Source organism: Desulfovibrio inopinatus DSM 10711, assembly GCF_000429305.1.
Lineage (GTDB): Bacteria > Desulfobacterota > Desulfovibrionia > Desulfovibrionales > Desulfovibrionaceae > Alteridesulfovibrio > Alteridesulfovibrio inopinatus.
On the sequence record NZ_AUBP01000011.1, the window covers coordinates 121,905 to 147,168 of the forward strand.

The 25,264-nt window shown below is 48.1% G+C and carries 22 protein-coding genes and 2 pseudogenes; 6 read left to right on the forward strand and 18 right to left on the reverse strand.

What is annotated here, in order from left to right:
* Positions 1-53: 53 nt before the first annotated feature.
* The 3 genes from G451_RS0110190 to G451_RS0110200 form a co-directional block, all read right to left on the reverse strand.
* Positions 54-371: a hypothetical protein gene (locus tag G451_RS0110190; RefSeq protein WP_027184171.1), complete on the reverse strand. Its 318-nt coding sequence runs from the start codon at positions 369-371 to the stop codon at positions 54-56.
* A gap of 67 nt (positions 372-438) precedes the next feature.
* Complete coding sequence (locus tag G451_RS0110195) at positions 439-1,071, reverse strand: CatB-related O-acetyltransferase (RefSeq protein WP_027184172.1); 633 nt, start codon at positions 1,069-1,071, stop codon at positions 439-441.
* Between the two features lie 266 nt (positions 1,072-1,337).
* Complete coding sequence (locus G451_RS0110200; RefSeq protein WP_027184173.1) at positions 1,338-2,216, reverse strand: NAD(P)-dependent oxidoreductase; 879 nt, start codon at positions 2,214-2,216, stop codon at positions 1,338-1,340.
* 252 nt (positions 2,217-2,468) lie between these two features.
* Between G451_RS0110200 and G451_RS0110205 the strand changes: the two genes are divergently transcribed.
* The 3 genes from G451_RS0110205 (at position 2,469) to G451_RS28730 (ending at position 5,821) form a co-directional block, all read left to right on the forward strand.
* The gene (locus G451_RS0110205) at positions 2,469-3,200 is read left to right on the forward strand and encodes a FadR/GntR family transcriptional regulator (protein WP_027184174.1); all 732 of its coding nucleotides are present in this window, start codon (positions 2,469-2,471) and stop codon (positions 3,198-3,200) included.
* A gap of 180 nt (positions 3,201-3,380) precedes the next feature.
* Complete coding sequence (locus tag G451_RS0110210; RefSeq protein ID WP_034641719.1) at positions 3,381-4,124, forward strand: DUF6125 family protein; 744 nt, start codon at positions 3,381-3,383, stop codon at positions 4,122-4,124.
* A gap of 203 nt (positions 4,125-4,327) precedes the next feature.
* A complete protein-coding gene (locus tag G451_RS28730) occupies positions 4,328-5,821 on the forward strand; it encodes a mechanosensitive ion channel family protein (RefSeq protein WP_169727860.1) in 1,494 nt (497 codons plus the stop codon).
* A gap of 60 nt (positions 5,822-5,881) precedes the next feature.
* Here the strand turns inward: G451_RS28730 and G451_RS28735 are convergent, their stop codons facing one another.
* A complete protein-coding gene (locus G451_RS28735) occupies positions 5,882-6,166 on the reverse strand; it encodes a GIY-YIG nuclease family protein (RefSeq protein WP_027184176.1) in 285 nt (94 codons plus the stop codon).
* Complete coding sequence (locus G451_RS0110225; RefSeq protein WP_169727861.1) at positions 6,163-6,837, reverse strand: TVP38/TMEM64 family protein; 675 nt, start codon at positions 6,835-6,837, stop codon at positions 6,163-6,165. Before G451_RS0110225 ends, G451_RS28735 begins: the two co-directional genes overlap by 4 nt.
* A 457-nt stretch (positions 6,838-7,294) precedes the next feature.
* Here G451_RS0110225 and G451_RS0110230 point away from each other — a divergent pair, with 457 nt between their 5' ends.
* The gene (locus G451_RS0110230; RefSeq protein ID WP_027184178.1) at positions 7,295-7,738 is read left to right on the forward strand and encodes a DMT family transporter; all 444 of its coding nucleotides are present in this window, start codon (positions 7,295-7,297) and stop codon (positions 7,736-7,738) included.
* Between the two features lie 24 nt (positions 7,739-7,762).
* Here G451_RS0110230 and G451_RS28740 read toward each other — a convergent pair whose 3' ends face one another.
* The 9 genes and pseudogenes from G451_RS28740 to G451_RS0110275 all read right to left on the reverse strand — a co-directional run bounded on the left by G451_RS28740 (position 7,763) and on the right by G451_RS0110275 (position 16,605).
* Complete coding sequence (locus G451_RS28740; RefSeq protein WP_034641623.1) at positions 7,763-8,044, reverse strand: circadian clock KaiB family protein; 282 nt, start codon at positions 8,042-8,044, stop codon at positions 7,763-7,765.
* Positions 8,045-8,082: 38 nt separating this feature from the next.
* Entirely contained in the window at positions 8,083-8,880 is a 798-nt protein-coding gene (gene cysQ, locus G451_RS0110240) for a 3'(2'),5'-bisphosphate nucleotidase CysQ (protein WP_034641626.1), read from the reverse strand.
* A 107-nt stretch (positions 8,881-8,987) separates the two neighbouring features.
* On the reverse strand, positions 8,988-9,392 hold the full coding sequence (locus tag G451_RS0110245; protein ID WP_084448491.1) for a response regulator: 405 nt from the start codon (positions 9,390-9,392) through the stop codon (positions 8,988-8,990).
* 23 nt (positions 9,393-9,415) lie between these two features.
* Entirely contained in the window at positions 9,416-11,548 is a 2,133-nt protein-coding gene (locus tag G451_RS0110250; protein ID WP_027184181.1) for a chemotaxis protein CheA, read from the reverse strand.
* 30 nt (positions 11,549-11,578) lie between these two features.
* The gene (locus tag G451_RS0110255; RefSeq protein ID WP_027184182.1) at positions 11,579-11,869 is read right to left on the reverse strand and encodes an STAS domain-containing protein; all 291 of its coding nucleotides are present in this window, start codon (positions 11,867-11,869) and stop codon (positions 11,579-11,581) included.
* A gap of 227 nt (positions 11,870-12,096) precedes the next feature.
* A pseudogene (locus tag G451_RS35320) lies at positions 12,097-12,786 on the reverse strand (methyl-accepting chemotaxis protein); the annotation flags it as partial.
* Between the two features lie 285 nt (positions 12,787-13,071).
* Positions 13,072-14,139: pseudogene (locus G451_RS35325) on the reverse strand (HAMP domain-containing protein); the annotation flags it as partial.
* Positions 14,140-14,374: 235 nt separating this feature from the next.
* Complete coding sequence (locus tag G451_RS0110270) at positions 14,375-15,877, reverse strand: ATP-binding cassette domain-containing protein (protein ID WP_027184183.1); 1,503 nt, start codon at positions 15,875-15,877, stop codon at positions 14,375-14,377.
* 17 nt (positions 15,878-15,894) lie between these two features.
* Positions 15,895-16,605: a class I SAM-dependent methyltransferase gene (locus tag G451_RS0110275; protein WP_027184184.1), complete on the reverse strand. Its 711-nt coding sequence runs from the start codon at positions 16,603-16,605 to the stop codon at positions 15,895-15,897.
* A 196-nt stretch (positions 16,606-16,801) separates the two neighbouring features.
* Between G451_RS0110275 and G451_RS0110280 the strand changes: the two genes are divergently transcribed.
* Together G451_RS0110280 and G451_RS0110285 are read left to right on the forward strand one after the other, a co-directional pair.
* On the forward strand, positions 16,802-18,259 hold the full coding sequence (locus G451_RS0110280; RefSeq protein ID WP_027184185.1) for an MBOAT family O-acyltransferase: 1,458 nt from the start codon (positions 16,802-16,804) through the stop codon (positions 18,257-18,259).
* Between the two features lie 8 nt (positions 18,260-18,267).
* On the forward strand, positions 18,268-19,446 hold the full coding sequence (locus G451_RS0110285) for an alginate O-acetyltransferase AlgX-related protein (RefSeq protein ID WP_027184186.1): 1,179 nt from the start codon (positions 18,268-18,270) through the stop codon (positions 19,444-19,446).
* Between the two features lie 178 nt (positions 19,447-19,624).
* Here G451_RS0110285 and G451_RS28750 read toward each other — a convergent pair whose 3' ends face one another.
* The 4 genes from G451_RS28750 to G451_RS0110305 all read right to left on the reverse strand — a co-directional run bounded on the left by G451_RS28750 (position 19,625) and on the right by G451_RS0110305 (position 25,264).
* Positions 19,625-22,726, reverse strand: coding sequence for an efflux RND transporter permease subunit (locus G451_RS28750; RefSeq protein WP_034641631.1), 3,102 nt, complete (start codon positions 22,724-22,726; stop codon positions 19,625-19,627).
* Positions 22,723-24,102 (reverse strand): efflux RND transporter periplasmic adaptor subunit, encoded by a 1,380-nt coding sequence (locus tag G451_RS0110295; protein ID WP_027184187.1) that lies wholly within the window; start codon positions 24,100-24,102, stop codon positions 22,723-22,725. Before G451_RS0110295 ends, G451_RS28750 begins: the two co-directional genes overlap by 4 nt.
* Positions 24,102-24,710 carry a TetR/AcrR family transcriptional regulator gene (locus G451_RS32635; protein WP_051261370.1) on the reverse strand — a complete coding sequence of 203 codons (609 nt, stop codon included), beginning with the start codon at positions 24,708-24,710 and terminating at the stop codon, positions 24,102-24,104. Before G451_RS32635 ends, G451_RS0110295 begins: the two co-directional genes overlap by 1 nt.
* 200 nt (positions 24,711-24,910) lie before the next feature.
* Positions 24,911-25,264: an aspartate 1-decarboxylase gene (locus tag G451_RS0110305; protein ID WP_027184188.1), complete on the reverse strand. Its 354-nt coding sequence runs from the start codon at positions 25,262-25,264 to the stop codon at positions 24,911-24,913.

A 25,264-nucleotide genomic window follows, 5' to 3' on the forward strand; every position in this document is an offset into this window, starting at 1 on the left:
AGACGAGCAACGGCGACAGACTGAAAAAACCTGTCGCCGTTTGCTCTCAAACCTTATTGGCAGGCTTTTTCTGCAGCTGCCCGTTTTTCTCCAACCGATTCCTGCTGCCCTCCACCATGAATCATGCCCATGATCTCTTCTTGCGTCATTTCTTTGGACAATCGCTGCCTGACACACGAACAAAACGCGGCAATGTCGTCAGCACGTGGCGTTTCAAGAGTCTTTTCTTGCACAACGCAGTTTGCTTCAAAGCGATCGAAAAAACGCTGTCTGCCTTTTTCCGTAAACTGTGCGCCAGCCCAAGCCGGTGCTGTCATACACACCACCCAACCAATCAACAGAAACAGATTCCATGGTTTATGTATCTTCACTCGTGTTCTCCTTTTCCCTCTCCATATCGTTTTGATACGTAACCTTCGTTAGGTTTCAATCATCGCCTCACTGTGCGTTCACAAGCGCATCGAGATCACATCCAACAATAGCTTTCAAATTTCGTGTGACTTTTTCGGGGCTCCAGTTCCACCAGGAAATTTGCAGCAGAGCGTCAACAACATCATTTTGAAATCGAGGACGTATCAACTTTGCAGGGTTGCCAGCAACAATGCTGTATGGAGAAAAGTCTTTCGTGACAACGGATTGCGCTCCAACAACGCACCCATGACCGAGGTGAACTCCTGGCATAATCGTGGCATTATACCCTAACCAAACATCGTTCCCAATAACGGTATCTTGCACGTCGGGAAAAAGATGCTTCTCAGGAACCCCTTCCTCCCATCCGGAGCCAAAAATAAAAAATGGGTAGGTTGAAAAAGCACCAAGTCCATGACTTCCTCCATTCATGATAAACGTGGTTTTCCTCGCAATGGCGCAATACTTCCCGATAATAAGTTTATCGCCTATAAAATCAAAATGATACAAAATATTTTCAAAAAATCGTTCTGGTCCATTCGGGTCATCATAGTACGTATAGTCACCAATAATGACGTTGGGATTGCTACAATAATTCTTGATGAAACTGACCTGTGGAAATCCTTCCATTGGATGTTTTGAAGTGGGCTGCGGTCCATGCATGGCAGAGCACTATCCTTGGGTTTTCGTTCGTACGATGGTTGATTTCTATAGGAACAACACGAGGTACAGGTTGCTTGCGTTACAGGGTGGCACTCTCACACGACAAATGGAATACGAAAAAGGACATGCGTCGAATAACACATGTCCCGCTTTTCTCTCACCCAATATGGAAAACGATCCCCCTTCTTTCGAGGAGTAGGCGCACCTACATTCTGATGGGAGACGGCGCTCTGTGCAGAGTGAGGAGCCTTTCCCTCTCCATTCAACTATTCGCCATTCATTTTTTCAAAAACTTTATAGAGCCCTTGTGTTCCAAGATCTTCATAGCCCAGGGCCATAGCCGAAACATAGAATTGATGCGCAAGAGCCAAGCCAGGGAGGGCGAATTGCATCCGCTTTGCCTCTGCCAATGCAATTCCCATATCCTTGACGAAATGCTTGATGAAAAAACCGGGATCAAAGTCTCCATTGGCTATCCGACGACCAAGTACATTGATACAGACAGACGATGCGGCCCCTGTCCCTATAACATCGATAACCTCATTCAAATCCATGCCCGATTTGTATGCATAAAACAAGGATTCAACCACTCCGATCATGGTTCCGGCGATAAGGATCTGATTGCACATTTTGGTGTGCTGCCCGCTCCCCGCTTTTCCTCTGTATTGGACGTTGGTACCCATCACATCCAAAAGGTCTTTCACTTTGTCAAACGTTTCTCGCTCTCCTCCAACCATGATAGCCAACTTTGCTTCACGCGCTCCGACGTCACCACCGGAAACAGGAGCATCCAATGCTTCCACGCCTTTGCGAGCGGCTTCCTGAAAGATACGCTCCGCCAGTGCTGGCTCTGATGTCGTCATATCCACAATGATTTTACTGGCATCAGCATGCTGCAAGACGCCATCTGTCCCTAGAATGGTCTGTTCGACATCCGATGGGTAGCCTACAATCGTAAAGATGACGTCGGCATTTCGTGCGACCTGTGCAGGTGATTCACACCAGACAGCGCCTTCGTTAAGAAGAGCCTCGGCCTTAGATTTGGTACGGTTGTAAACAAAGGCCTCATGCCCTGCTTTCATGAGATGCATGCACATGGAAGCGCCCATGACACCGGTTCCAATCCATCCTATCGTTCTGTCCATAGTTGAATTCCTCGTCGTGAAATAATTTTAAAAGAGACCCGATGAACGTCGTCTTTTCCCAGGGGATGCGTTTTCTCAATGATCACTAAAACATAGTGTGATCATATCATCATAACATCAGATGTTATGATGAAAGTAGTTGAGTCTTCTTCCTCTTGTCAACGCAATTCATTGAACGATATCTGACCAATAAAGGAGTCGACACTGTTTCTGTTTGAATCTTCTCCTGTCTTCTTTTATAAAAAACACATTATGAAATGCAACCCACCTAAACTTCAGCGACGACGTCTTTCCGATCAAATCATCGAAAACCTTCTTGCCATGATTGCCAACGGTGACTTGAAAGCCGGAGATAAACTCCCCCCCGAACCACGTCTTATGGAACAGTTCGAAGTGGGACGAAGTTCTATTCGCGAGGCAATTGGCGCACTGGAGTTATTAGGCTTAGTCTCCGTCCGTCCTGGTCACGGAACCGTAGTGACCGACGCGACGGACACACTGGGGTCACGGTCTGTTGGACTTTCTCTCATAACCATAGGGCATGAGAAGATTCAAGAATTGGTTGAAGCACGATCCGAGCTTGAACAAACGATGGTCAAGCTTGCAGCCGAACGGGCAACCGAAACCGATATCGCGACGATACAAAAGGAGCACCACAAGCTCACTCAAGCGAAACAAAGCGGAAGAAAACGTATCGCTGCCGACCTCGCATTTCATAACGCCGTGGCAATCGCCAGCCATAATAGCATACTCTTGCGATTATATTCCGAGCTACGTCAGCCGGTTCGGCACTGGATGGAGCAAAAAACAAAATTCAATTGGGGCTATAATCGTGTGATAGAAGAGCATGAATCAATTCTCCATGCTATTGCAACACACGATATTGATGCAGCGCAGGCCGCCATGAAAGTACACATAGAAGACGCTGGCAAGAAACTCGTTGCCGCTTTGTCAGAAATCGATACGGGGGATTCCCTTGAATAATCATTATTTCAATACCATATTGTTTCAATGTTCTTTCATTTAAATCAGCACCAAAACTCTATATGGGAGTGTTGGCTTTCCAATGCAAATGGATCATACTTCTTACGTTTTCCAAGGGCAGCCAAGTCATTCCCCCTCAATGCGCACTCATCCCCAGACAAGGAGAATCTCGTGAACATCATGGCAGAGAATATCGAGGGATTGGATAAAAAAGAACACGTCCGGTTTATAATGGATCTCATACAGCGGTTGATAATTCATCATGGCCTATGGTTTGCCGAGGTCAGTCACCAACATGGTCATGAGAAAGCACGCCAACTCTTCATTGATGTTGTGGAGCGCAGCTCCGCGATACACATGAAGCGACTTTCCAAAACACTTGGTTTTGCACTGGATGACGGCTTACCGACTCCGCTTCTTGAAATGGATGATCAGACTTTGACGGCGCTCAGGGAGACCATTGCTAAGAACTGGTTGGTTAATGATGGAGTCTGGTTTCAATCATTGGAATTCACCCGGGGAATGAATGATGCGAAACGCTCAAATGACTCATGTTGGGCACAATTTTCCCCCGTAGAGGCTGTATCGATCAAACATTTTCTGGGTCTTGAAGAACGGCCTGGTCTTGAAGGATTGAAACGCGCGCTGGAGTTTCGTCTCTATAGCTGTATTAACATCCAACGCATTGAATTTGAAAACGAAAGAAGTCTTGTTCTGTATATGCAAGACTGTCGTGTGCAGTCGGCAAGAAAACGAAAAGGTTTGGACGATTATCCATGTAAATCAGGTGGGTTAACAGAGTACACCACGTTTGCCGAAGCAATTGATCCCGCTATTCAAACCGAATGCATCGGTTGCCCACCGGATAAACATCCTGACGAATGGTATTGTGCTTGGCGTTTCACGATAAATGAGCCTGAGTAAAACGCATTCCTGCTCACCACTTATCAAAAGGAGTTGTGCTTGTGTTTTCGCGCAAGATTGGGCGTGTTGTTTTCGTGTTTTACATCTTCCTTTTTTGTGTTCCTCCAATGGCAAGCGCCTTCTCGGCTTCGCCTTTGGAAACAGTCGATTTGTCCAGCCCACGTTCTACGTTTGAAAGTTTTCTTGAAAATGCTGAAATGTCAATGAAAGCATTTTCCGAAAGCGGGTATCGAAACGCCCCAACCATAGAATATAACGAACGTGCCGCTCGTACGCTTGATCTCAGTGATATCCCCCAATCTCTACGCGAAGACGTCGGCTATGAGACCGTCCTGCTCCTTAAAGAAGTGCTCGACCGCATTCCTCTGCCTGATCCAGCCACGATACCTGATCGTAAAGCTATGCGTATCGCCAAAGAAACCATGTGGCGCCTTCCGGAAACGGATATCGTGATAGAAAAAATGGAGACTGGCCCCTACAAAGGAAAATATCTGTTTTCCACCGAAACGGTTGCCGATGCCGAAACGTTTTATTCCCGAGTCAAACATCTTCCCAAGATTACAGGGAAAAACGAGGCCGGATACGAATACTACATTTATTCGCCAGGATGGATGATCCCGAGGAAATTCATTGATGCTTTACCTCCATGGGCAAAAAACAGCTTTCACGACCAAGCCATATGGCAATGGACTGGTCTTGCCGCCTCCCTCATCGTCGGCATTGGGCTCATCTGGCTCATCTTCAAAGCAACGCGAGCACGGCATGCACTGGAACAAGAGGCCGTCCGTGCATTGTGGATTCGCTTACTCTTTCCAATTTGCGGAGCGGCTATCGCCTATAGTGTGAATTATTTCATCGATGAGCAAATCAACATTACCGGTGCGGTCCTTGCTGGTACGACGATGGCATTAAAAGCAAGTACTTTTTTCTTTGCGGTGTGGGGCATCCTCATTGCCAGCAATATTCTGACGTGGACAGCACTTCATGCTCCGGGAGTACGCCCTCAAGGGATTGATGCCGATCTTATCCGCCTTGTCATTCGACTGATCTCGCTCGTACTCGTGTTCTTTGTGTGTTATCGCGCAGCCGACTATTTTGGTTTACCCGTCACAGCGGTATTTGCATCGGCCGGGATTGCCGGTGTGGCTGTTGCTTTAGCCGCACGGGAAATGTTGGCAAACTTTTTCGGCGGCATCAGCATCTTTGTCGATCGCCCGTTTAGAACCGGTGACTACATTGTGCTGGACAAAGGGGAGCGTGGAGAAGTTATGCAAGTTGGCATGCGAAGCACCCGCATCAAAACCCGAGACGATGTCATGATTACGGTGCCGAACTCAGTCATCACGAATGTCAAAATCGTCAATGAAAGTGCGCCCATTCCGCAATATCGTGTGCGGGTAAAAATTGGTGTGGCTTATGGTTCGGATATCGATCACGTGCAGTCCTTGCTACTCAATATCGCGCATTCGAGTGATCTTGTCGCCCAAAATCCGGAACCGCGTGTCCGTTTTCGTGTCTTCGGAGATTCATCACTCGACTTCGAACTCCTCTGTTGGGCAAAAAAACCACAAGATCGGGGACGGCTCCTTCATGAACTGAATTGCACCATCTATAAAACATTTCACACCGAGGGCATTGTCATTCCTTTTCCACAGCGTGAAGTCCATCTTATTTCCGCTTCTGAAAACAATGCGTAAACCCAACGATATCGCTTCCCGCGTCCTCCAAAGCTGGACGCGGGAAGCGATTGGTGCATGCTATGCATCTTCGCTACGTTCCTTCACATGATCAGAACACGTTTTTAACACCGTCAATTTCTTTTTTGTTGCTGTTCGTTTAATGCGGTATTCCAAACGATAGGCCTCTGCCCGATTTTGGCATTTTCGCACCCCAACGAAACAGACCGGTCGTCGGCTCGCCGTATAGCGTGCTCCACCAGGCAGAAAACCATTATGTTGCGCCAGGCGACGCTTCAAACTCGTGGTGCAACCGCAGTACAGACAATCATCGGCACAGCGTGCAAGATAGACCCACCATGTCATTTGTCCTCCTTCTTCGAATGGAATGCGCTGTTTGATGAAATGAATTCTTTCTTTGCAATCCTGCGAAACACCGCGGGAAAAAGGGCGGAGATAGCAGCCAACGCCACCAGAACAAAGAGAAACGTCGGTGAAGCCAAATCTGAAATCGTGTTAAAAAACCGAAGCCGGCTCCCAGCCTCAGCATATAGCCATGAAACGGGAATGACTCCGACAGCCGTTGCCACTCCACATGTCACAATACGAATTCTCGACATGCCTGCTGCCACATTCACCAAAAAGAACGGTACTCCCATAAAAAAACGGCATGCCAACACATACCAAAATCCATTTGTGTCGATTTCTCGATGAATTCCGTTCAGTCGCGCATGATGCAAGAATGCAGCATCCCGAAAAACAACGTGCCGAACAACGAACGTCCCGAGCATGGCAGCGAGCGCCGATGCCGTGACATTGAGAACAGTCCCATAAAGACTTCCAAAAATCACTCCTGCAAGCGTTTTAAATATAGCAGCAAATGGTAGTGGTATATTATAGAAGACTGTCGACAACGCGAGGTAAATCACTGCTGCAAGAACAACATGATTTCCTATTGTCGAGCGTAACCAAAGGGCATTTTTCTGAAGACTATTCGAGAGAAGTTCGAAATGGCTTGCTATGAAAAGTATAGCCATAACGATCACTATGCCAAAGAAAAAATATACGATACGTTTCATATCACCACAATCTGTCTCGAAATAATAAATATAAACTTATCATCAACGCTATCTTGTGAAAAAGAGAGTATGATAGTAATGCCTGAATGCATTCCATTCTTGACACAACTACACTTTGTATAACCATATAATATTCATATATAATCATTCAAATACATGTTATATTCTCTCCATAATGAAGCATACATATCTTGCCAGAGAGAAAGATCACGTTGCAATAGTGGCAAAACCCATATGTTTCGTTTTATACGAACGCCTCACGTGTCCTCAGTACACCTTTTCTCTGTACTGAAAATGAATTTCGGTGCAATATCCCCTCAATTGAATGCATACCCATATTATTATTTGGCGGATTGACCGTATTGCAAGCGGTCAATCCGCCTATTCGATTTTATCTTAACCACAGGAATTTCTTGTGATCAAATTCATCGCCATCACGATAGCAACTGGTATTATTCTCCCCGTCCAAATTGGTCTCAATTCGATTCTCGGCGTCGCCGGGGGCAGTATGGTTTTTGCTGCTCTCATTTCATTTGCTGTTGGAACATTGGGACTCCTCGCCTATTCCCTTGCCTCCGGTATGGCGTGGCCCACATGGTCGCAACTTGCTTCCGGAGCACCATGGTGGAGTTGGCTCGGCGGACTTATCGGCGCCTTCTATGTTACAATTGCCGTTATTGCCGGTCCACGCATCGGAGCGACGGTATTCTTCTCTCTAATCGTCGCGGGGCAACTGACAGGATCATTAATTCTGGATCACTTTGGCTTGTTGGGCTTCACAACCGCACCGATTTCATTCGGCCGCATTGTCGGTGTTATCCTTATCGTTCTGGGCGTCTTTTTGATCCGTCGCTTTTAATGTCTCATAGCAAACAACGGTGGATCAATCGAGCGTAGGGAGTAAATCGAGTGCAGCAAGAATTTTAGTGGGATTGGATATGTCGCCGATGACACGACGAAGAGGAAGTGGAGCTTCGCGAATGATTGTTGGAAACGCAAGAACCCGGGCACCCACGACTTTTTGTGGCCAGCGCATTGCATCCACAATTTCCACATCACATGGAAGTCCGGTTGATTGTTCACAATATTTCTGGAGGTCGTCTGCAGCTTGCTCGACTGCTGACTGCCCTCCTGTAACGTACAGTTTTAAAACGATTTTACCCATATTCGCATCTTTATGCAGTCTTTGGCGCTAATGCAAACTTACGGAAAGACATCCGGAAAAATTGGAGCCTTTGCGATAAACGGACCATTTTCCAGATTGGGTTTATTATAGAGAAACGGTTTCCCTTCCAAATCTGTCATGATAGCCCCCGCGCCTTCCAGAAGAGCATGTCCGGCCGCAGTATCCCACTCATACGTTTTATTGAGACGTGGATACACATGCGCATCGGCGCTCGCCAATAAACAAAATTTATAGGCACTTCCAGCTGTTACCCATTGAATTGGCGAATATGGTTTCATAAAATCAATTAACCGCTCATCAGGATGTGATCGACTTTTCAATGCAACCAAAGGACCTTGAGGTCGATGTCTGGCTGCTTCGATAGGAACAAGTGGACCTCCACCAGTGCTGACAAAAGCGCCAAGCTGTGCGCCACCATAATATAAAGCATCATAAATCGGCACATAGATAACACCAAGTACGGGTCGCCCATTTTCAATCAAGCCAATACAAACGGCAAATTCACCATTTTTTTTGACGAACTCTTTGGTGCCGTCAAGCGGGTCCACCAACCACATGGTCTCCCACTCCATGCGCTCTTCATACGGCGCATGTTGGGTTTCTTCGCTCAAAACAGGAATGTCCGGAGTCAAATCGGATAACCCTGCTAAGATAATCGCATTGGAGGATTCATCCGCTTTCGTCAAGGGAGTCAAATCGGCCTTGAGCCGCACTTCGAACGTGGTATGATATACTCGGAGGATTTCCTGCCCGGCATGCCTGGCCACCGACAATAATGAGCCGATATCAAAAGAGAAAGGATGAGGAGCAGTCATATTTCTATCCTGGCTGTCATCATGTAAACCGTACACTTCATGTCCGCGTTTCTCCTTCCCAATCCAGCTCAATCACCATCATGTAGCGTAAAGACAAACAATTCTCTTCACTCCCCCCCAGGAAGACCAAGCTCTTTGATACGCATATGAAGCACACCGGCATCAATGGGTTTCACAATATATGCTGTCGCTCCGGAACGAAACGATGAGACGACATCCTCGGGATCACCAAGGTAGGAAATCATGATGACTTTCACCTCGTCCACCATAGCCGCCCCACGCTTGTACTCCATGTTTCTGATTTTCTTCAGTACCTCACGACCACTCAACTCAGGCATCAAAACATCCATGACAATGAGATCATACGGAGTCCCCTCGTGATATGCTCGCTTATATCGTTTGAGCGCATCAAGTCCATTGGGACTTTCTTCGCAATCTCCATACGGAGCGAGCAATTCGCACAACATGGCACGAACAATATAATCATCATCAACCACAAGAGTTTTCATCATTGCCTCGTTGCGTGGCAAACGTTTTAAAGGCGTATCGCCGTTTCAGCAGTCAGTTGAGCTTGGCGCTGATTGGCGGTACGTACAAGCTGCGCCACATCCAAAATAAGAGAAATACCGCCGTCTGCATTGACGGTCGTACCGGAAAATAATTCGAGATTGCTGTATGCTCCACCAAGGCTCTTAATAACCGCTTGTTGTCTGCCGACAACAAAATCGACGCTCAACCCGATGTAGCTCCCGTCAACAGCAACAATAATGATACGCTCATAGTCGGGCTGTTCTCCAGGAACACTCAGCAGGCGTCGCAAACTGATACAGGGCGTCATCTTCCCCATACATTCAATGGTCTCGAACGTTTTGACGTTTTCCGGTGACGAGATAAATCGTTCTTGGCACGAGTCCACAGAGGCCAATGGTATGACGTATGATTCTTTGCCAACAAGAACATTGAGACCATCAATAATTGCCAGGGTCAGAGGTAAACGGACGGTCAACGTGGTCCCTACCCCCTGAACACTGTCAATATCTACAGTGCCACGCAAGTTGTCGATACTTTTCTTGACAACGTCCATCCCCACCCCGCGCCCGGATACGTCAGAAACTTTTTCCGCTGTGGAAAATCCGGGGAGGAACAAAAGCGAATAAATTTCTTTTGTGCTGAGCTCCTCACTTGGATCAACAAGTCCACGTTCGACAGCCTTATTCATAATTTGGGTCGGATCAATACCACGGCCATCGTCTTCAACCGTGAGGAGAACGTCACCGCTTGAATGCGAGGCTTTGAGGCGAATGGTTCCTTTTGTCGGCTTTCCAACAGCTTCCCGACTCGCCGGATCTTCAAGACCGTGGTCGATACTGTTGCGTAGAATATGCATGAGAGGGTCTTTAAGACGATCAATGACGGTTTTATCCAGCTCGGTTTCGCCACCAACTGTCACCAACTCAACATTCTTTCCCAAACTGCCGGCAAGATCGCGCACAAGGCGTCGAAATGCGGAAAATGCCGTTCCAATCGGCAACATGCGAATAGACAACGCGTTATCCCGCATCTCATCTGTCAAACGCTCTAAATCTTCAGATATTTGACTTAGAACCGGATTATGAACATTGCGAGCAATCAAAGCCAGACGAGACTGAATAATAACCATCTCACCGACCATATTGATCAATTTATCCAATCGAAATGAATCCACTCGAATGCTCGAAGAACTTCCACCGGATGCACCTGCAAGTTTCGGTGTGTCCACCGTGTTGCCGGAGTCTTGTTTTTTTCCCCACTTGCTTTTTGCTTCGGATATTTTTTGTTGTTTTACTGTGTAGGCTTTGCGCAATGAAGCCAAAATAGTTGCGTCATCACAGTCATCCAAGCTTATACACAAACTTCCGATTTCATGCAGGTCGGTTTTCCGCAGCATGCCCGGCCCAACGAGTTGAATACGAACCTGATTGGGATCGTCTACAAAGAGAAAAACATCTTCCAAGGGATTACGACCGGTCTTCGTCGCCAGAAGGATATCCCAGTAAATATAGACACCGTCTGGACGAATTTCCTCCAAGGAAGGGATCGCGTCTACATGGGGCAGTCCAGACGAGACTCCAAGTTCTTCAATTTCTTGCAGTAATCCCAGCGGACGTGTTCCTGTAAGATACTCATCAATGTGTGGAGTATAACGAATCCAATATATTTCCGGATCACCTGAAGACTGATCCACTTCACCAGATCCCGGAGCTGGTGCCTTCTGCCGCTTTTCCTCAGGGTGCGGCTCCTCATCGTGGGCTAAGAATTTTTGAAACGATACAATAATGGCATCGGATTTCGTTTTATTGTGCTCAGAGCCGCTTGGATCGTCGCTGAGCAGGCTGTGCAAATGATCCTTTGCCGTCAATGTCAACGTGAGAAGTTCGGTCGTGACGGGCAGTTCCCCATTGCGAACACGGTCGTATACCGTTTCAATATCATGGGTAAATCTGGCAATTTCCTCGAAACCAAACATTGCCCCCGACCCCTTGATGGTATGCATCGCGCGAAATGCACGCGCCACACGTTCAAGGTCTTCAGGGTTCTCCTCCAACTCGAGCAGTGATTCTTCAAGATCTGCCAACTGCTCATAGGCTTCATCAATAAATGTCTTGGCTGCTGCATCCAGATCAGACATACACCCTCGCAATACCCTCTATGGAGTTGCTTATCGGGAGCTGTTGGCATCCACGCCAACAACAATAATTTCTTCCATTCCGGACACCTGAGCTTTAAACGCGAGATGCTCAGGCAAATCTTTCTTCAAGATAAGAGGCTGTTGCCTGGCAGCAAAAGATTTTTTCGCTGCATGTAGAAGTTGAAAGAAGGTCAGATCAGCATCAGCTGCTTTGGAAAATCCAAGTTCCACAGATTCCCCGGTGGAAAGGGCATCAAGGAGTTGTTGTTTGATGTCGGCCGCTCGCTCCACTGTCAAGTCACCCTCAAATTCAATATTCATAGTACACCCTGTGTGTTCTCAATCATTGTAAAGAAGACGCTGTGTTTCAGTGTGGAGAGTATTCAACCTCATTTACGTCAAGCTTTCAATATGAATTATTAAAAACGCTCAAACTCTCCGTTTTCATCATTGTTATCATCCATGGATGGTAACTCTTCTTGATGTACAGGAAGCTCGACGCTTCGTTGAATTTTTTGCGGTGTTGGAGCTTGTCGTGCCTGACGTTTCACTTGAAAAAACGAAATTGCACTTTGCAGCTGCCTGGCCTGCGCCGAAAGCTCTTCGGACGTAGACGACATTTGTTCAGCGGCGGCCGCATTTTGCTGGACGACCTGATCAAGTTGCTGGAGAGCCTTATTGATCTGGTCTGCACCGGAACTTTGCTCAATACTCGATGCAGCAATTTCTTGAACAAGTTGAGCTGTATTTTGGATATCGGGAACGAGCTTATCGAGAAGCTGCCCGGCTCGTTCAGCAACCGATAAACTTGACCCGGACAAATCATTGATTTGTCCCGCAGCCGTTTGAGAACGTTCGGCGAGTTTTCGAACTTCCGAAGCAACCACGGCAAAACCTTTGCCTTGGTCACCGGCCCGAGCGGCCTCAATCGCGGCATTCAATGCAAGTAAATCCGTCTGTCTGGCAATCTCTTCAATGATTGAAATACGTTCGGCAATATCTTTCATTGCTGCCACAGTCTCGCGCACGGCCTTGCCGGATTCCATGGCATCCTCTGCAGCCTTGATAGCTATAGATTCCGTTTTCCGTGCATTATCCGCATTTTGGCTGATACCGGCCGCCATTTCTTCCATGGACGAAGAGGATTCTTCCACACTGGCGGCCTGCTCAGTTGCCCCCTGGGACAACGATTGAGAGGTCGAACTGAGCTGAGAACTCCCTCCGGAAACATTTTCAGCACCTTCTATGACATCACCAACAATATCGGAAAGACGACTGACCATTTCCGCCATCGCTCCCATCAAACGATCTTTTGAAGAACGCATGTTGACGGAAACTTGCAAATTCCCCTCAGCCAACTCTTCTGCGACGTTCGCGACCTCACACTCCGCGTTCACGAGACCGATGAGTGCCGAAGCCAAGACATCACTCTCTGATCGTTTCTTGATTTGAACTCCAAGGTCGCCGACCGAAAGCGATGACGCCGCCTCGGCCATAGCACGTTCAGTAGTCACCAGAGCACTCATTGCTGTTTGTAATTCGCCAACTTCATCCTTTCGATCAGTCGTAATATGCTGGTCAAGATCACCGACAGCAAGTTTCTTCGCTGCATCAATCACTTTACGAATCGGGCCAACGACACCAATGGTAATAAAAACGGCTGAAAAAATGCCGACGAGGAGCGCTACGCTCGTCCCGATAAGAAGCAATTTCTCCTGAAAACTTACTTGGTTGGCCAGAGACTGCTTTTCCAGTTCTCGAACACCATTGGCTGCACTTTGGATTGCTCTCGCACTCTGAATCATATGGGCTTCGGCTGTGCGTTGCTCAGACGCCGCATCGAAATACTTTTTACCTGCAGCAACATACAGGGCAAGCGCACGCTCCAATCGGCCCGTTGCATCTTCCAATTCAGTATTTCCCACAATGCCTTCCCGCCAAAGCGCAAGTCCTTCCTGCATGGTCTTTTGGGCATTCTGAAAATCCGTCCAGGATTTTTCATTTTTCTTGAGGATGTAATAAATGGCATTGATGCGAAGATACAAGAATCGTTGCATCACCAGTTCATCGACAGCAATCGCACGCACGCTCCACATATTAAGCCCAGAGATATCTCCCAGGTCGAATGCACTTTGTTTGGCCGGAGCAATCAGCGTATCAAGAATATATTTGACCACGGCCACGGTCTCGGTATTGACGTCTCGCCAAACCTGCGCTTGATCATTGGCTTTGGACACAGCCGTTGCATAATCTGTTATGGCTGAAAAATAACGATCAGCTTCCGACAGTGCCGTCTCATAATATTTGACGATCTCAGGAATCGACGCCTGTTGCCGGCCCTCTGTTGCGAGTTTTTTGACTGCCGCAAGGTTCTTTTTTAAATTTTCGAGAGCAGTGCTCTCTCCACGCATAATGTAATTTTTTTCTTCTCGCCGTGTTTCGAGCATCTTCCCAATAAGTGTATTGGCATTATCGGCGGAGTTGGTAACAGAGACGAGCTTATGCATAGACGACCACGAGATAATCGCCAGCGCACTTGTCAAAACCAGAACAAAACCAAACCCAAGCCCCAATTTCCAGCCAATTTTCATATTCTTCACAGTACATACCTCTGTCGGTATCAAGAGCAATTAATGTCTACAGATACAATACAACATGGAGTCAAAATATTTCGTGACAATACGCAATACGGTATCATCAAATTTGACTATGCGACAGGAAGAATTTTTTCGCAAGATCCTTTTCTGGACCATCAAGAAGTACAGTCTGCAAAGAAAGCGTAACATGCTCTCTGTTGCAATGAACAAGACGCAAGCCGAGTATTGGTTATAACCGTCCTTGCTTTACAATACGTCCTTGGTCCAAAAATACTGCATGTGTAAGGGTTGCAGGCAAGTCTCGCTGGTGATGCGAAATGAAAACAAGATTTGTTTGTTGAGGATCAAGAGCTTCAAGCAAGTCCAGAAATGTCCGTTTGGAAAAAGTATCAAGCCCTCCAAGCGGTTCATCAAGACATAAAACACGAGGACTTGAGAGCAAAGCGCGACATAAAATAATTTTGCGCCGTTCTCCCTGAGATAATTCCCCCATCCGGCACCCAGCCAACCGAATCAAGCCCAACCGATCCAATAATGACTCCGCCGCTTCAAAGTGGTGATCATCCGGACGGACATGCAATGCCAAGTCACCACGTACTCCTGTCGCTGTTACGGCCAACGCAGGATCATCATCATCAAAACCCGCTTGAATAGTATATGAGACCATCCCTATTTGCCGACGCAACATCGAGAGTGGGAGCGACGAGTACCCAAACCGGGATACAACAGTTTCCGGATTGGCTTCGGCATGAATTTCTCCAGCCACCAATTTCAAAAACGTGGATTTACCGGCTCCATTCCGACCAAGAATGGCCCAATTTTCCTCAGGAAAAAGCTGCCAGTCGATATCTTCGAGAATAACTTGCTCATCAATATGCACCTGAACCTTGTGCAGTACAATAAGAGGTGTATCGGTCCGCTGCACTTCTCGATTTTCACAAGTCACATCAGTAGCAAGGGGCAAAGAAGACGAGCCGCCATGTGTGCCTTGCGGCACGTCTCCACAAAACGCCACCTTTCCCATTTCAAAACGAATCTCTCGGTGTAAAAAATCAGGTCTGGATTCCCGATGATGACTTACAGCCAAAATCGTCGTTCCACCCTGCGCCAACATCTCGACGACTCGCAATACATCACGTCTCGACATCTCATCCAACCCGTCATCCACCTCATCTAAAATGAGAACAATCGGGTCTGTCACGAGGGCTCTCGCCAAAAGGACTTTGACAAGTTCTCCCTGAGAAAGAATCTCGAGACCGGTTTGGGCGAACGCCTCCATGCCGACTCTGGTCAATGCGCGATGCACACGTTCTTCCACGGAAGCGTTCCATGGTCCGTAATAGCGTGGCGCATCACTGAGACCCGATGCGACGGCAGAGGTCACCGACATATTCCATTCACGATGCCGGTAATAATCACGCAAATCCGCTCCGGCCAAACCGACGCGATGACGCATGCCGACAGGTGAGTGACTTGGTTGTCCATCAACGTAAAAATGTCGTGTCCCGCCGGTGGCACCCTGATCTGGCCAGAGATCACCGCGCACGAGTCGTAAGAAAGTACTTTTTCCTGAGCCGTTTTCTCCCGTCACGGCCCAATGCTCCCCCGCACGCAACACAAAATTTACTCCGGAAACAAGTGCCCGACCACCACGATGAACACTGACAGCGTCCATTGACACAAGAAGACTTCCCGGCGCGGGAATTTCACACCGGGTTTGCATCATATCCATACAACTCTATTCCTTCTTCAAATTCGTGTAAGATACAGGCTGTATTTAAATTTTCTATTCAACCTATCACTCTGTGTGGCCATATCGAAATGCCACCCCGGCATCCACGCTTTAAGGCAAGCCACCAGGTCGAACCAACCATCATGAACAAAGGGAGCCAACTGAAGATCAGCAATCTCTTCTTCAGAGCGCGCAAGATCATCTTGCAGGTGATAACGTGGCCTCACCGTGACAATGGCTTCTTTCGTCACCGCTTGGTCCACAGCACGCACAACGGCTGGAAGTCGACCTTTTGCAATCGTGGCTTTCCCGATGAAATCCACGAGCAATCCAACATCATATTGGGTTGGTAAAGGGTTTTCCAAAAAGTTGATCACGTCAAAGTCAACGTGTTGCATGCCAAGCACATATGCCATCAAACGTGCTGCTTCAATGACATCAGCATCGACATCGACACCAAAGCAGGCTTGTGCTCCTTTTCCAGCCGCCCAAAACGCATAGTGTCCCACATTACACCCAAAATCGATGACCGTCTTGTTGTTGAAGTCAATGTGTTTTAACGCATGCTGAGGGCCATCCTCATCAAAACCTTGTCCTCGGCATACCTGCTTGCCTTCAATAAAAACCGGCCTCCAGACCCTTTCTGAGCCAAGCTCGGTCAAAAGTCGCTTGAGGCGAGACACATCGTCTTTTTTGCAGTCCAATTTTTCCGTATTAATTTCCAGCATTTAGTCTGTCATTTCCTCAGTGCTTCATCAAGAGTTGTAAAAACGTCCCGGTTGGCGTATGCACGGAACCCTCCTACGGGTTACGGATGCATGGGCAGCCGTCCCACGTGGTTCACATCATGATTCCCTACTGAAAACCCGCCCCATTGAAAAGCGCTCGCGCCGGGGCAAAACCCACAGCATACGGAATTTCGGCATGGTATTTAGCTCGGCGGCTTTCCTGTTTTTCTTTTTGCCGATCGTCATGGCCATCTATTTTCCCCTGGTCAAATACGGCACCCTTCGCAATGTCATTCTCATCATTGCCAGTTTATTTTTCTACGCTTGGGGCGAAGGCGGTTATGTGTTGGTTATGATCGGCTCGATTGTAATCAACTACTTTTTCGCTCTTTGGGTGGATAGAACTCGAGCATTAGGCAAATCACGATTGCCTATCACACTGTGTATTATCTTTAATATCAGTTTGCTCATTGTGTTCAAATACACCAATTTTATCGTGGACAACCTCAACCTCGGCCTTGATGCGATGGGAATTGCTCCTATCGATATCGGCCATGTGCACCTTCCTATCGGGGTGTCCTTCTTCACCTTCCACTGCGTATCGTACATTCTGGATATTTACCGTAAGCAGACGTCGGCACAGACATCGTTCACGAATACGGCATTGTACATCGCGCTGTTCCCACAGCTCGTGGCGGGTCCGATCGTACGATACAAAGACGTGGCCGAGCAACTCACGTACCGCATCGTTTCTATCGAACGCTTTTCAAAAGGTATTAACCGATTCATCGTCGGACTTGGCAAAAAAGTACTTGTTGCCAACGTTGTTGCCCTGCCTGCCGATAAAATATTCGCCATTCCACCAGATCAACTCACAACGCCGGTCGCCTGGCTTGGGATTATCTGCTACACCATCCAAATTTATTTCGACTTCTCCGGATACTCGGACATGGCTATTGGTTTGGCAAACATGTTCGGCTTCAAATTCCTTGAAAACTTTAACTATCCGTATATCTCGAAATCAATTCGAGAGTTCTGGCGCCGGTGGCATATTTCCTTATCCACGTGGTTCCGGGACTATCTGTATATTCCCATGGGTGGCAGTCGGGTGGCTCCCTGGCGTGTGTACTTCAACCTTGTCACGGTCTTCTTTCTGTGCGGTCTGTGGCATGGCGCCAGCTGGAACTTCATCATCTGGGGATTGTTTCATGGCCTGTTTCTCGTTCTCGAACGGACACCTTTCGGCCGTATGATGGATCGCGCTCCATCAATTGTAGGCCACTGCTATACGCTGTTGACTGTCATGGTTGCGTGGGTCTTTTTCCGTGCGGAAACGCTCGATATGTCCTTGGCATATGTTTCCGCTCTGTTCGGTTTTGCGCAGGGTTCCGGGGTGGAATGGCATGTCGGCCTGTACCTCAACCCGAAAGTCATCGCCGTCATTGCTGCCGGAATTATCGGCTCCATGCCCATTGTTCCTCTTATCCGGAATTGGAGAGAACGTATCGTCACGCATCATAAACACGGATCTATCGCCATTGACGACGGCATCGAGTCTGTTGTCAGCATTCTGCTGTTGCCTGCGGTCTTCGTTCTCTGCGTTATGTCCCTGGCAAGCGGAACCCACAACCCGTTCATTTATTTTCAGTTTTAGAGGCCAATGTGACAAGTCACCGTTCGAACATTGTGCGAAAGGGCATTGCCCTTCTTTCATCGATTATCTTTATTGCGTTTCTGTGCACGCCCATCGTTGGTTCGGTGTTCAAGCTCGCTCCAAGTGTACCGATTATGGAGAGTTCACCACCACCATTGCCTGAATTTCGATGTGATGTGGCATGGTTATCTTCCGTGTTCACGAAACTCCGTCGCGGGTGGTTGGAAAAGAACTTCGCATTTCGTGAAGTACTGGTACGCTGGCAGAATATGTTCAATATTCTCGCGCTCGACTCGTCCACGCAATACGATTCCGTCATGGCGGGGAAAAACAACTGGCTCTTCCTGTCGCAGGAAAATCACGAGCTTAATGTTGTCACCGATTACCGAACCGTCACCCCATACACCCAACATGACCTGGATTTTTGGGTCAAAGAATTCACACGCCGTCGAGATATGCTTGCGGCCAAAGGTATTCACTACCTGGTGGTGATGCCACCGAATAAGCACACGGTCTATGCGGACCAACTTCCGGATGAACTCAACCGGGTGCATGACTTCTCGAAAGCAGATCAGCTCATTACAGCACTTCGCAATGTCGGTATCGAAGTCGTCGATCTCAGAGATGCACTGGCCAAAGCCACCAAAGACCATCTCACCTATTATCGCACGGACAACCACTGGACAACCTACGGAGCCCATGCAGGCTATACCGTTATTATCAATGCGTTGGCCAAATGGTTCCCCAATCTCAAACCAACGACCCTCGACGACTATAATATTGATGTTCGTCCCGGTTTACTCGGTGGATTGGGATATATGTTGGCAATGGGTGACCACTATACCGAAGATAAAATTACATTCACCCCCAAAGCTGGCCGAAAAGCTCGGGAAGTACCGGTTGATTACACCCATCCGCGCTTCTTTCAGCCTCCTATCGCTATGGAAACGGGGGATCCAACCCTGCCGAAAGCCGTCGTCATTCGGGATTCGTTCTCCCACGAACTCGTTCCTCTGCTTTCGGAGAAATTCAACCGTATCATTTATCTTTGGCCGTATCCCACCGATAGCCAATACGTTCGCCACTTCGGTGAAGAGGTCATTGATGCTGAAAAGCCCGATGTGGTTATTGACGAGTTCGTCGAACGGTATTTCACGAGACCGCCCCCGAAGCATAGTCGTCAATAAACGATGGCAATCACCACAAAAACTATGACTATCATCCATCAATGCCAGGGAAGAACTTCTTCCCTGGCATTGTCTATTCAGTACTCCTCACAAGCCTGATTGTTCTTACCACCGCTCTATGCCCCTCCCTGAACTTTGTATCGATGCCCCCTGAGCACCTCCTCTTTCCGTCGTGATCTTACGATGAGCGTGTCAGGTGAAAGTCATTGAATATTGCGTAGAGCGATGGCACCAAGAATAAGACAAGGACTGTCGATGTCATCAATCCAAAAACAATGCTGATGACGAGTGGGATAAGAACCTGCGCCTGAATGCTTCTTTCGAGAAGGAGCGGAAACATACCGGCTAATGTCGTCAATGACGTCAATAAAACGGCGCGAAACCGTTGGCGACTGGCATCAATTGCCGCGTCTGTTACGGACAACCCTTTTTCCACACCGAAACGAAGAAACTCCACCAACAAGATGGAATCGTTGACGACAATGCCGGTTAAAGAGACAAACCCCATAATGGACACCATGGAAAGATCATAGCCCAAGAAGAAATGTCCCCAGATTACCCCGATCAATGTCAACGGAATAATCACCATGACGGCCAGTGGCTCAAGATAACTGCGGAACTGCAGCGACAGGAGCAAGAAGACTCCAAACAAGCCACTGACCAAAGCGAGCAACATAGATCGACCAGTTTCGTTTCCTGATGCCTCTTGGCCTTCAAGATCAAATTCCACCCCGGGATGTCGGGATAAAATTTCAGGCAGAACTCGTGCTTTGATTTCCTTCATAATCTGATTGGCATTGGCAATACGTGTGTCCACATCCCCGATAACCGTAACTGCCCGCAGGCCATTAATACGAGAAATGCGCGACCATCCCCGGCCTTCTTCGATATCGGTAAGACTCCTCAAAGGGATCTGTGCTCCGTCTTTGCCGGACAAGGTAAAGATATCAATGTCTCCCAAGGAATCGCGGTCAGAAAGAGCAAGACGAACGTCGATTTCATACGATTCGCCCCCAATCTGAATTTCATCAGCAGTCATTCCATGAAATGCGGTGCGAATTTGCCGAGCAATATCAATGGCTTCAAATCCGAGTGAACGTGCTTCCGGTTTGATGGTGAGGCGCCATTCCTTCATGCCAGGCCGAAGATCGTCCTGGACATCGAGCACACCTTTAAACCGATTCAAACCATCTTGCAGCTCAAAGGAGGCCGCATCGAGTTCGTTCAGGTCATATCCTATCAACCGGATTTCGAATGCTCTCCCTGCCGGTCCAATAGCAGGCTCCGTAAAAACAAGACTTGTAATATCAGGTAATTCACCAACAGCATGACGCCACGCCGTACGAACCTCATCAACTGTGACGGTACGCTCTTCGGCCGAAAGTAAATCAGCCGTGATTGTTGCGAGATACGTCCCATCTTCTTTCGCATCGCTGTTGAACCCGTAGCGAATATTGATATTTTCAACGAGGCTTCGTCCGTCAGGTTGCTGCGGTGTCAATTCAGTATTGACAGATTGCAGGCCGGCAACCAACCGACCTACGACGGATTTTGTTCTTTCAAGTGGTGTTCCTTGTGGCATGAGAAGCTTGGCTTCAAGCACATCACCATCAATATCGGGAAATGCAGAAGTTTTCACGGTTCCCGATGCAAGGAGTGATATGGAAATGAGAAGCGCTCCTATGACTACACCCAAAAACAGATACCGATGTCGCACGCAGCTCGTTACTCCGCGTTTTACGACAACATCAACACATCGCTCGAATACGACATTAAAGGTACGGCGGAAACGGTTTGGCGAGGCTTGTTCATGGCCACGCAGTGAATGGGCGAGGTGATTCGGCAAAATACAATACGCTTCCACCAAGCTGACCGACAATGTCAGTATAAGCACCACCGGCATAACCCAAAGCACTTTACCAATATCGCCGGCTGCAAAAAGCGCCAAACTCCCAAAAACAGACAGGGTAGTAACAAAAGACGCAAAGACCCCGGGGGCCACTTCAATGGTTCCGTCGATTGCCGCTTCAAGAGCTTTTTTCCCCTTGGCAAGATGCGCTGCAATATTCTCAGCCAAAACAATGGCGTCATCCATAATGAGTCCTAAAGCCAGCAATAGCCCGACCATCGTGAGCATATTGAGCGTAAAGCCGATCTGACTCATGATAAAAAGCGCACCGGCAAATGACACCGGTAATCCCATGGCGACCCAAAAAGAAAATCGAAAGGAAAAGAAAAGCCACATGACGAGAAAGACAAGAATGAGTCCCTGAATACCGTTTTTTATCAGCATGGAAAGACGATCAGACACAATTTTGGAAACATTACGCGTCAAGGTAAACGTCATCCCCGCTGGAGCAACCTTCCGTTCGTGTTCCAGGAACGTCTTCACTGTGTCCAGAATACGCAACGCATCCTGTTCATCGGTTTTGTTGATTTGCAATAACGCGGCGCGATGCCCATTAAAAATAATAGCATCCTCATCGTCTTCAAAGCGTTCAACAACATGTCCGATATCTGCTAGTCTGACTTGTGCCCCACTCGCTGACGAAACGACGACAAGATTTTCATATTCAGGAACTGTTCGGCGTAACTCGGTAAACCGCAACATGACATTTTCATCAGCGGTTTCCACGACACCGGCAGGCATATCCACACTCTGTCCGGCAACGGCCTGAGCGACATCCTGAATGGACAATCCGTGTTGCTTGAGACTCAAAGCGGGAAGAGTAATGCGTATTTGATGATCGGAAAAACCCAGGATCTCAATTTCCGAGATATCTGGCAGGCGTTTCATTCGATCTTTGAATTCTTCAGCATATGCTTTGAGGTCGACCTCGCTCATAGGACCTGTAATAGCAACGGACACGACCATATCGGTTTTCCCTAATTCACGCACAACAGGCGGTTCTGCATCTTCGGGAAAATCATCAATGGCATCAACTTCGGTTTTGACTTCATTCAAGAAGGTCACAAAGTTGCGGCCATCACGCATTTCGATGGTTACAATACCGACACCTTCCCGTGCTTCGGAGCGTACCTCTTTTACACCGACGACCGCTTCGACAGCGTCTTCAATGCGTCGACAAATGGCGTCTTCTACATCTTCAGCCGATGCTCCAGGCCAGAGCACCTGCACTTGAACTTCCGTTGCTGCATAGTCAGGAAAGGTTTCGCGGAGGAGTTGCGGAGTACCAAGTACTCCCAAAAACAGGAAGAGGAGCATCAAGAGATTCGCTCCCGTTGGATGCCCGGCAAACCAACGAATGGTCGTCTTCATGATGGTTCCTCCTGTGCTTCGGCTCCCCGGCCTTCAGCTTGATCGAGCATTCGTTGCTGTGCGCTTTCATCGAAAACCGGGTCAACACGCATACCATCAATGGCATAGGGCAAATCAGAAATGATCACCTGATCACCGACTTCAATACCCGAACCAATCACGACAAGATCATCCATTGTAAAATCTATGGTAACTGTACGCCGCTCAAGACGATTCTCCGGCGTCACGACATTCACGACTCCCTGACGAACCGCTGAGCGCGGAATCACGAGCGAGCCCGGTCGCGGTGCACCACGCAATTCAACTTTGCAGAACATGTTACGAATAAGCGGAGGACGTATTCCCGGTTTGGCACCTTTATATGGATTCTCCACCGCCACATACACGCCGAGGGTCCTTGCGGAAGGATTGATCTCGTCACTGATGCGTACAACCCGACCATTCCAGGCAACGTGCCGGTCTCCCATCTCAAAAGTCACCAGCGCGTGAGTATCCTGAAAGACGCGCATCACCACTTTCTCAAAACCTTTGGAGAGCGGATTTGCTCCAACGGGTATTGTCCTTCGAAATATATTGATAGGAAACTCCGCCAACACTTCTGCGACCCCAATCGAATCTAAGAGTGCCAACACTTCTCCAGGATTGACGGCCTGACCGAGCTCGACATCAGACGACCGAACGCGAGCGTCAAACGGCGCTCGAATTTCCGTTTTTTCTAAATCAAGCTGCTTGTCCGTCACCAAAGAATAGGCTTTCGTGAGTTCTGCCTGAACTTGCTTTCGATTCGTCGGCAACAATGCAAGTTGATTCCGTAGCTCTTGCACTGAGTTTTTCTGACTCAGCCAGGTCTTTTCTTCCAAATCCAATTCACTGGCTGAAATAACTTTTTTTGCAGCAAGCTTGCGGCGCCGTTCCAGCTCTACACGTGCAATATCCAGAGCACGTTCTTCAACAGCAAGTTTCGCTCTCGTATTTTTTTCCCGCTGCTCAATATCATCAAGTTCGACAAGCAACCTTTTGACCTCGGCTTGGCTTTGTTCGCCAGCCGTAATCCGTTTGGACGGATCAATCCGTACAATCAAATCACCCTTGGAGATAAGAGCACCTCGCTTGAGTTCAGGATGTATCCCGACAATGCGTCCTTCAAGCTCGGCCACGGCTTCCCATGTCATCTCCGGTTCGATGGAACCATACCCAATAGCTCGCGGGACGAGATCGACTGTATTCGCTCTCACCACACGGACCGGAATGGAGCGCTCTTCCAAAGAATGCTCTTCGGGCTGTTGTCGACGGGAAAACAAAACGATGAATACTGCAATGGCAACAATTACAGGGATAAAAAACAGAAATCGTCTCCACGATGCTGAAACATGCATTATGGCCTCCGATATGTCTCTGAGACAATGGCGCGTTCAAACAATTCCCAATTCGCCTGAACCTGTTCCTGAAAATCAACGAGATCAGGCATACGAATGGATAATAGAGCCGGCGGAACATACAGGCCGACAAACAACAACGGGAGCTTGGTCACATCGATATCTCCACGAATCTCACCTGCAACGCGAGCCGCTTCAAAGAGCTTCGTCAGACCGTTGTGCAACATCTCGAAATTCTGACGCATCTTTTTTCTATTCTGTGGATGCTCCCCCCACACATCCTGAGAAATCATAACAACAGGCAACATGCGATGTTCATTAATAGCCGCAACAATTCGCTCGAAGAGGGAGCGCACTCCAGCCAAAGGCGATTTGGCAGACAACGCTTCCATGATGGCAGGCCCAATCCGGTCTGACAAAAAATCCTGTACCGCCGAAAGAACTTCATCCTTCCCCGCAAAGTGTCGGTACAGCGCCGCGGGAGAAAGTCCCACCTTCTCGGCAACACGTTTGACGGTAATACCGGAAACGCCATGCTCAGCTGCTACTGCCAACGTGGCGCGAATAATTTCTTCCTGTCGAATATCGGTTGCTTTCTTTTCGATCATGTAAATCTCCATTCACGTGAATATAAATTCACATCTAAACAGCCACGCCTCACCTGTCAATCCTCATGTGTTCTCTCGGTCGCAATCATCCGCAGCAGGTTACATTTTTCCAAAAACATAAAAAAAACGATGCCGTACCGAAGCACAGCATCGTTTTTTGTGGGGGAGTACCCCACTCACATTACAAGAGAATAAAAGCCTTATTGCCCAGCCATGGGAACGTTTCCCGGTCCACACAGGACAACTGAAGGTACGTGACGCTTGCGCTCGTCCTCATCTAACCAAGTAAATGTCGCAATAATAACACGCTGACCTGCCTCGCCTTTGAGGGCTGCTGCACCATTCAGGCAAACTTCACCAGGTTCGCCCTCAATAGCATACGTGGTCAAACGTTCTCCATTATCCACATTATACACATCGACCTGCTCAAAAGGCGCAATATCGGCTCGACGCAACAACTCTGGATCAATTGAAATCGATCCCATGTAATCGCGATGGGTGGCGGTCAATCTGGCGCTATGAATTTTCGAGCGCAAAAAACAACGAGATGCCAT